This is a genomic window from Streptomyces beijiangensis (genome assembly GCF_017315755.1).
GTDB lineage: Bacteria > Actinomycetota > Actinomycetes > Streptomycetales > Streptomycetaceae > Streptomyces > Streptomyces beijiangensis.
On record NZ_JAFLRJ010000502.1, the window covers coordinates 1 to 8,373 of the forward strand.

The 8,373-nt window shown below is 69.8% G+C and carries 7 protein-coding genes; 5 read left to right on the plus strand and 2 right to left on the minus strand.

The window, feature by feature from the left end; genetic code table 11:
- The first annotated feature begins 190 nt into the window (after positions 1 to 190).
- Positions 191 to 2,038, plus strand: a complete 1,848-nt coding sequence (locus tag J0695_RS35965; protein WP_206968978.1) for a tetratricopeptide repeat-containing protein — start codon at positions 191 to 193, stop codon at positions 2,036 to 2,038.
- Between the two features lie 26 nt (positions 2,039 to 2,064).
- Here the strand turns inward: J0695_RS35965 and J0695_RS35970 are convergent, their stop codons facing one another.
- The gene (locus tag J0695_RS35970) at positions 2,065 to 3,126 is read right to left on the minus strand and encodes a LacI family DNA-binding transcriptional regulator (RefSeq protein ID WP_206968979.1); all 1,062 of its coding nucleotides are present in this window, start codon (positions 3,124 to 3,126) and stop codon (positions 2,065 to 2,067) included.
- A 123-nt stretch (positions 3,127 to 3,249) separates the two neighbouring features.
- Here J0695_RS35970 and J0695_RS35975 point away from each other — a divergent pair, with 123 nt between their 5' ends.
- From J0695_RS35975 to J0695_RS35990, 4 genes are all read left to right on the plus strand, one after another.
- Positions 3,250 to 4,407 carry a Gfo/Idh/MocA family protein gene (locus J0695_RS35975; RefSeq protein WP_206968980.1) on the plus strand — a complete coding sequence of 386 codons (1,158 nt, stop codon included), beginning with the start codon at positions 3,250 to 3,252 and terminating at the stop codon, positions 4,405 to 4,407.
- Positions 4,404 to 5,564, plus strand: coding sequence for a dihydrodipicolinate synthase family protein (locus J0695_RS35980; protein WP_206968981.1), 1,161 nt, complete (start codon positions 4,404 to 4,406; stop codon positions 5,562 to 5,564). Before J0695_RS35975 ends, J0695_RS35980 begins: the two co-directional genes overlap by 4 nt.
- Before the next feature lie 35 nt (positions 5,565 to 5,599).
- Positions 5,600 to 6,397 carry a sugar phosphate isomerase/epimerase family protein gene (locus J0695_RS35985; protein WP_206968984.1) on the plus strand — a complete coding sequence of 266 codons (798 nt, stop codon included), beginning with the start codon at positions 5,600 to 5,602 and terminating at the stop codon, positions 6,395 to 6,397.
- A gap of 72 nt (positions 6,398 to 6,469) precedes the next feature.
- Positions 6,470 to 6,730 (plus strand): hypothetical protein, encoded by a 261-nt coding sequence (locus tag J0695_RS35990; protein ID WP_206968982.1) that lies wholly within the window; start codon positions 6,470 to 6,472, stop codon positions 6,728 to 6,730.
- Between the two features lie 6 nt (positions 6,731 to 6,736).
- Here the strand turns inward: J0695_RS35990 and J0695_RS35995 are convergent, their stop codons facing one another.
- On the minus strand, positions 6,737 to 7,957 hold the full coding sequence (locus tag J0695_RS35995) for an LLM class flavin-dependent oxidoreductase (protein WP_206968983.1): 1,221 nt from the start codon (positions 7,955 to 7,957) through the stop codon (positions 6,737 to 6,739).
- Between the last annotated feature and the right edge of the window lie 416 nt (positions 7,958 to 8,373).

Consider the following 8,373-nt stretch of genomic DNA (forward strand, 5'->3'; position numbering starts at 1 on the left):
GGCGGATCAGGCCGCCTGCGATTTGCGTTGAGCAACTGGCGCTGGTGAGCGGTGGTCTGGTGCGTGCAGCTGCAAGGCGGAGGAGGGCGACAACGCGGAGCGTTGGCAACTGACGACAACGCCGCAGATGTGCGTGCCAGACCGGCGCGACCGCGGCATGATCCGCCGGACACCCCCTAGCCTGGGGCAGGTGGCACCAGGAGACGATACGTACAAGCGCGCGTTGGCCGAATTCGCTCAGGAGCTTGAGGAGTTGCGGATAGAACACGGCGCGCCGTCGTTCCGGGTGATCGCCGGCCAGGCACCGCCGAGCCGGCCCCTGTCGCCGTCCGCGGTCAGCGAGGTGTTGAGCGGGAAGCGGCTGCCCAGCCGGGATTTCCTCATCGCCCTGGTGAGAACTCTGCTGGCCCACGACGGCGCCCGCCCCGGCCCCGGTGCGCGGCCGGATCCGCGGCTCGACCACTGGCGCACGCGGTGGGAGACGCTGCGGAAGCTCCAGGCCGCCGAGAGGCGTACGCACGGCGCTCCCGAGTACGGGTCCGCCTTCGAGGACGGGCCGGTCGACGACACGGACACGGGTGTGGACGCGGGACAGGGGGAGAGTTCGGTGGTCGAACAGTTCCAGGCACCGGCGGCGGCCGACGGCACGGGCGATGCGCCCGCCATACGCGTCTTCGTCGCCATGCCCGGCTCCACGATGGGTGCCACCGCGGCCTGGTCGGACATCGCGATGATCAAGCGCCGTCTGCTGGAGCCCGTGGCGGAAGGCATCGGGCGGCAGATGGGATGCCGTACCCAACTCGTCATCGAGAAGGAGAAGACCGCGACCGGTGCCATCCACCGGTCCATGTTCGCCGAGGCCATCGACTCCGATGTGTACATCGCGGACCTGAGCGGCGCCAACGCCAATGTCTATCTGGAGCTCGGCGTCCGCTGGGCGCTGAGAGACGGCGTCACCATCCCGATCTGCCAGAACATCGACGACGTACGGTTCAACGTCTCCTCCAGCCGGGTGATCCCCTACGGACCGGGCCCCGACGAGCTCGACGCGTCGATCCGCCAGATCACCGAGGCGGCCGTCTCGGGACTGCGCAGCCCCGAGCGGGTCGACAGCCCGGTGCGTGACGGGGGCGGATTCGTGCTCATCGCCCGTGCCGAGCACGCCCAGTTGCACGAGGAGATCCGCAGGCTGCGCGAGCAGCAGGCGGAGGACCTGGTCGACGCGGCGCTCAAGAGCGAGGGTCTGGCCCGCCGTATCGAGCTCCTCCAGGAGGCCGCGAACCGCAATCCGGCCAGCTGGCGGGCGCACTTCGAGCTCGGGGTCGCGCTGCGCAAGGAGGGCAGGTACGAGGAGGCCGAGGGGCCGTTGCGGGTGTGCGTGGGGCTGAAGGACGACTTCGCCGCCGCCTGGCGGGAGATCGGTCTCACGCTGAGCAAGCGGGGGTTCTCGGACGAGGAGGCGGTCAGGGCGTTCGACCGTGCGGTGGCACTGGACGGCCAGGATTCCGAGACCTGGGCGACGCTCGGAGGCCTGTACCGCAGGCTGGCGCGGAAGGGCGGCAGCCAAGGACGCTTCGAAACCGCCCAGTTGAACCGCGCGCTGACCTGCTACCAGGAGGCGGGCAAGCTCAGCGGCAACGCGACGTATCCGCTGCTGAACCACGCCAGGATCGAATTCCTGCTGACCGGTCTGCGCGGGGCGGACGCCGCGCCGGTTCTGGAACGCTTCCGGACCCTTGAGCATCTCGCCCGGTTCGCGGTGCGGAACACGGCCGAGCCGACCCCCTGGGCGTACTTCGACCTGGCCGACACCCTCCTGCTCACGGGCCGGGGCCCGGAGGGTCTTGCGGAGCTGCGGCGGGGCATCGACCTGATCCCGCAGGGGGAACGGGAAGGGATGCTGACGTCCGTGGCCGAGCCGCTGCAGGACGTGCTGTCGGTCGACGGGCTGCTCACGCAGGAGGCGGCGCACGCGGTGCGTACGGCGATCGAGGAGTGTGTGCGCGCGCTCGGAGGCCCGGACGGAGACGGAGGCTGACGCCTGCGGCCCGCCGGGTTCCTCCGCTACCGGCCGGGCGCCGCCGTCGACGCCCGGGCCATGAGCTCCCCGCGTACCACCGCGACCCCGCCCTCGGGGGGTGCCTCCGCCCCCATCGCGAGGCGTCCGGCCCAGGCCCCCGCCTCGTACAGCGGGAGCCTTACGGTCGTCAGCGCCGGCACCGCGTCGACCGAGAACGGCAGGTCGTCGAAGCCCGCCACCGAGATGTCCTCGGGGATCCGCAGTCCCCGCTCCCGTACCGCCGCGCACGCGCCCAGCGCCACCGTGTCGTTCGCCGCGACGACGGCGGTCAGCCCCGGCTCCCTGTCCAGGAGTTCACGCGTCGCCTCGTACCCCGACCGCCGGTCGTACGGACCGTGCAGCACCAGCCGCGGATCGTCCTTGATGCCCGCCGCGTCCAGTGCCTTGAGGTGTCCTTCGAGCCGGTGTCTGGTGGTCGTCCGCTCCTCGGGGCCTGCGACGTAACCGATCCGGCGGTGTCCCAACTCCAGCAGATGCTGGGCGAGTTGGCGTCCGCCGCCCCGGTTGTCGAAGCTCAGCGTCGCCAGTACGGCGCTTCCGCCGCCCTCCATCGGGGGGCGCCCGCACAGCACCACCCGGGTTCCGGCGTCCGACAGTTTCGCCAGCTTCGCGGAGACCGCGGCGACATGCTCCGGGTCCTCGACCGCCCCGCCCGTCAGTACCACCGCGGCGGCGCGCTGGCGCTGCAGCAGGGTCAGGTAGGTCAGCTCGCGCTCCGGGGATCCGCCCGTGTTGCAGACCACCGCCAGCTTCTCGCCGCCCCCGCGGCCGGTGCCCTCCTGGCCGCCGATCGCCGACTGGGCCGCGCCCGCCATGATCCCGAAGAACGGGTCGGCGATGTCGTTGACCAGGATGCCGACCAGGTCGGAGGTGGCGGCGGCCAGCGAGCTCGCCGTCGCGTTCAGTACGTAGTCCAGCTCGTCCACCGCCCGCAGCACCCGCTCGCGGGTGGAGGCGGCGACCGGATAGTTGCCGTTCAGGACGCGGGAGACCGTCGCCGGGGAGACCCTGGCCCGGGCCGCCACGTCCGCGAGCGTCGTCGTCATCTCTTCCTCCGAGCAACTTGCTGATTGCCACTTGTCCGACCCGTCGGTCGCAGGTTAGCTTCATAGCGTGTAGAAAGCGCTTGCTATCGCTGGTGCGGATGGATTTGCGGGAGAGGGATTTACGTGACACGTAAGACAGTGCGGATCGCCATGAACGGCGTCACCGGCCGAATGGGCTACCGCCAGCACCTGGTCCGTTCCATCCTCGCCATCCGCGAGCAGGGCGGCCTCGACCTCGGCGACGGCACGGTCCTGTGGCCCGAGCCGGTCCTCGTCGGGCGCCGCGAGCACGTACTGAAGGCGATGGCGGAGAAGCACGGCATCGAACACTGGTCCACCGACCTCGACGCCGTACTCGCGGACGACACGATCGACATCTACTTCGACTCCCAGGTCACCTCGGCCCGCGAGGACGCCATCAGGAAGGCGATCGCCGCCGGCAAGCACATCTACACCGAGAAGCCGACCGCCACCGGCCTCGACGGCGCCCTGGAGCTGGCCCGGCTCGCGCAGGCGGCGGGGATCAAGCACGGCGTCGTACAGGACAAGCTCTTCCTCCCGGGTCTGCTCAAGCTCAAGCGCCTCATCGACGGCGGCTTCTTCGGCAAGATCCTCTCCATCCGCGGAGAGTTCGGCTACTGGGTCTTCGAGGGCGACTGGCAGGAGGCGCAGCGCCCCTCCTGGAACTACCGCTCACAGGACGGCGGCGGCATCGTCGTCGACATGTTCCCGCACTGGGAGTACGTCCTGCACGAGCTCTTCGGCCGGGTCACCACCGTCCAGGCGCTCACCGCGACGCACATACCGGAGCGCTGGGACGAGCAGAGCAAGCCGTACGACGCCACGGCCGACGACGCCGCGTACGGCATCTTCCAGCTGGAGGGCGGCGCGATCGCCCAGATCAACTCCTCCTGGACGGTCCGCGTGAACCGCGACGAGCTCGTGGAGTTCCAGGTCGACGGCACCGAGGGATCCGCCGTCGCCGGACTGCGCAACTGCCGCGTCCAGCACCGCAGCTCGACCCCCAAGCCGGTCTGGAACCCCGACCTCGCCGCCACGCACTCCTTCCGCGACCAGTGGCAGGAAGTCCCGGACAACCAGGCCGACGGATTCGACAACGGCTTCAAGGTCCAGTGGGAGCTCTTCCTGCGCCACGTCTTCCTCGACGAGCCCTACCACTGGGACCTCCTGGCCGGCGCCCGCGGCGTCCAGCTCGCCGAGCTCGGCCTCAAGTCCTCGGCCGAGGGCACCCGCCTCGACGTCCCGGAGATCTCGCTGTGAGCCTCCTGCTTCCGCGTGCGGACGGCACCACCTACGCATACGCCCCGCGCACGGCGCCCACCGCCTTCCGGCCGGGCGGCGCGCCCCTCACCTCCCGCACGGTCTTCTCGGCGGCCCACGTCGTCGCCGACCCCTACGCCGACGTGTCACCCGACTCCCCGGCCGCCATCGACTGGGACTCGACCCTCGCCTTCCGCCGGCACCTGTGGTCGCACGGCCTGGGCGTGGCCGAGGCGATGGACACCGCGCAGCGCGGCATGGGCCTGGACTGGCCGAACGCGGCCGAGCTGATCCGCCGCTCGTCCGCCGAGGCGAAGGCCGTCGGCGGCGCGATCGCCTGCGGTGTCGGCACCGACCAGCTCACGCCCGGCGAGGCGACGCTGCACGACGTGATCGAGGCGTACGAGGACCAGCTGACCCTCGTCGAGGAGACGGGCGCCCAGGCCATCCTCATGGCGTCCCGCGCCCTCGCCGCGGCGGCGAAGACCCCCGACGACTACCTGGAGGTCTACGGCCACCTCCTGCGCCAGTGCACGGAACCGGTGATCCTGCACTGGCTCGGCCCGATGTTCGACCCGGCGCTGGAGGGCTACTGGGGTTCGTCCGACCTGGACGCGGCGACGGAGACCTTCCTTGAGGTCATCGCCGCCCACCCCGACAAGGTGGACGGCATCAAGGTCTCGCTCCTCGACGCCAAGCGCGAGGTCGATCTGCGCCGCCGGCTGCCGGACGGGGTCCGCTGCTACACGGGCGACGACTTCAACTACCCCGAGCTGATCGAGGGCGACGACCGTGGCTTCAGTCACGCGCTCCTCGGCATCTTCGACCCGCTCGGCCCGGTCGCCGCCGAGGCGGTGCGCCAGCTGGACCGCGGCGACGAAGCGTCCTTCCGCGACCTCCTCGACCCCACGGTCGCGCTCTCCCGCCACCTCTTCCAGACGCCGACGCGCTTCTACAAGACGGGAGTGGTGTTCCTGGCCTGGCTCGCGGGCCACCAGCAGCACTTCACGATGGTCGGCGGCCTCCAGTCGGCCCGCTCGCTCCCGCACTTCGCGAAGGCGTACGAACTCGCCGACGGCCTGGGCCTGTTCCCCGACCCCGCGGTGGCCGAGTCCCGGATGAAGTCGCTCCTCGACGTGTACGGAGTAGCCCAGTGACGTCCTCGCCCCTGACCCGCTTCTCGATCAACCAGATGACGGTGAAGCAACTGCCGCTCCCCGAACTGGTGGAGGCCTGTGTCGACCTGGGCATCCCGGGCATCGGCCTCTGGCGCGAACCCGTCCAGAACTACGGCGTGGAATCGGCGGCCAAGCTGGTCGGCGACGCGGGCCTGACGGTCACGACGCTCTGCCGGGGCGGCTTCCTCACCGCGATCGACCCCAGGGAACGGGCGGTGGCACTGGCCGACAACCGTACGGCGATCGACGAGGCGGCCACCCTCGGCACGGACACCCTGGTCCTGGTCTCGGGCGGCCTCCCTGCGGGCTCGAAGGACCTCCACGGAGCACGCGAACGCATCGCGGACGCCATCGCCGAACTCGCCCCGTACGCAGGCGAACGCGGTATACGGCTGGCGATCGAACCGCTCCACCCCATGTACGCGGCGGACCGCTGTGTGATCTCCACCCTGACCCAGGCCCTGGACATCGCGGAGCGCTTCCCGGCGGACCAGGTGGGCGTGGCGGTCGACACGTACCACATCTGGTGGGACGACCAGGCGCCCGCGCAGGTGGCAAGGGCGGGCGCGGCAGGCCGTATCCACACCTTCCAACTGGCGGACTGGACCACGCCGTTGCCCGAGGGCGTGCTGAACGGCCGGGGCCAGATCGGCGACGGTGCGATCGATACGCGCGAGTGGCGCGAACGCGTGGACGCGGCGGGCTACACGGGTCCGATCGAGGTGGAGCTCTTCAACGACGTGCTCTGGGCGAGGGACGGCCTGGAACTCCTGAAGGAGACGGCGGAACGGTTCGTCGAGCACGCGCTCTAGTTCTGGGCGTAGATTCGGCCCGGCACCATGGGTGCCGGGCCGAACGTGTTTCCCTGGCCTTGGGGGGCCGAATTGCCGAACTTCTACGTCGAGTTCACTGAGTACCTCGCCGACTTCCTCGACGAGGAACGCAAGGAGCAGAAGGCCGCCGAACGGGCCGGCGCGGCGAGCGAGGCCCGGGAACAGATGCATGCCGCGCGCCGGGCGGCGCACCAGGTGGCGATGGAGGAGCTGGAGCGGCTGCGGGTGTGCGGGCTGATCGCGGCGGCGGAGTACAAGATCCGTCGTGCCCAACTCCGGGAGACGCGGGGCCCGGACCACTCCTGCTGGTGAAGCCGGTCAGGACTCCAGCGGCAGGATGGCGTTCGGCGGCAGCACGGTGTGCTTGAGGTCCGCGGGTACGGGGTGGTTGTGCGACGGGTACTTGGGGCCCTTCGCGCCGCGCCGGTAGACGGCGGTGGAGTGCTCCGGGTTCGTGTCGAACTCGGGGATGACCTTGTCGCCGAACAGTTCGATCATCTCGAGGTGCTCGTCGAAGGTCATGCCGCCGGTCAGGCCGAAGACCAACTGGTCGCAGCCCACGGTCTGGTAGGCGGCGACCTGTTCGCAGACCTCGTCGGGCGTGCCGCACAGCATCAGGCCCGCCTTGATGATCTCGTCGAGGATCTCCTCGCCGCCGAGCTCGCTGAAGGCGATCGGCGGTGTCGGCCACGTCCTCTCGTCCATCGACTTGGGCATGGTGTCGTGGTAGAGGTTCACCAGTGTGACCAGGTAGCCGAGGCCCGCGTGCATGGCTATCTCACGGGCGCGCTTGCGGTCGTTGAGGCAGATGACCGTGTTCGTCATCATGACGTTGTTGTTCTGGTAGTCGCCGAGGATCCGGGCCGGGTTCGCGGCCGCTTCCTTGTACGAGTCGATACGGCCCTTGAGCTCGAAGATCGGCTCGAAATTGAAGGCGATCGCCCCGATGCCGAGCGATCCGGCCTTGGCGAACGACGACGGGTTTCCGCACGCCATCCAGATCGGCGGGTGCGAGTGGCCGTACGGCTTCGGCAGGATGTTGTGCGGGGTCGGCACCGTGAAGTGCTCGCCGTGGAAGGAGTAGTCGTACTGCTCCCACATGCGCACGATCTCGGGCGCCACCTCGTCCCACTCGGCCTTGGTCGTGGCGGTGTCCATGATGTTGAACGAGGCGACCTCGTGGCTGCCCGCGCCCCGGCCCGTGCCCCATTCGAAGCGGCCCTCGGTGATGTGGTCGAGCATCGCGGCGCGCTCGGCGTAACGGACGGGGTGTTCCTTGCGCGGGGAGAGGCTGTTGATGCCGGTGCCGAGGTGGATCCGGTCGGTCTTCGCGGCGACGTAGCCCATGACGACCTCGGGCGCGGACATATGGCTGTACTCGGTCAGTGAGTGGTGCTCACCGAACCAGACGTATTTCCAGTTGTGCTTGTCCGCCTTGATGGCGAGGTCCATCTCCCGCATCAGGGCGAGGTGTTCAGAGGGGCGGTCGTGCGCCGCCCGGCCGGGAATGAATCCATTGAGGAAGAGTCCGAACTCCATGAGGAGCCCTCCTTGTTCATGTCGGTGCGCGGGCCGGCCCCGGTCACCACGGTGTCGATTCAGTGCATGTCGCTCCTTGCGGGTGGGCGGAGGATGCATCAGAAGGCCAGAAGGATCCATGGGTATGACGCAACGAGATCCGAAACAGGAGCGGGATCGTCCTGTCAGGGGACCTTTTCGGACGTGGCGGCCGATTGTCGGCAGCGAAAAGCCCCGGGCGGTGAGCTGCCCGGGGCGGGGGAAAACTGCTGGTGGCCGTGCCTTTGGCGGGGCCACCGCGGCGGGAGCGGCCGTATGACGGCGGGCAGGCTGTGGCGCGTCGCGGCGAGTGTGTGATTGCCCACCGTTTCCGGCGTCCTGCCGGCCGGTCGCCCGGGTCGCCCGGGTCGTCCGGGTCGTCCGGGTCGTCCGGGTCG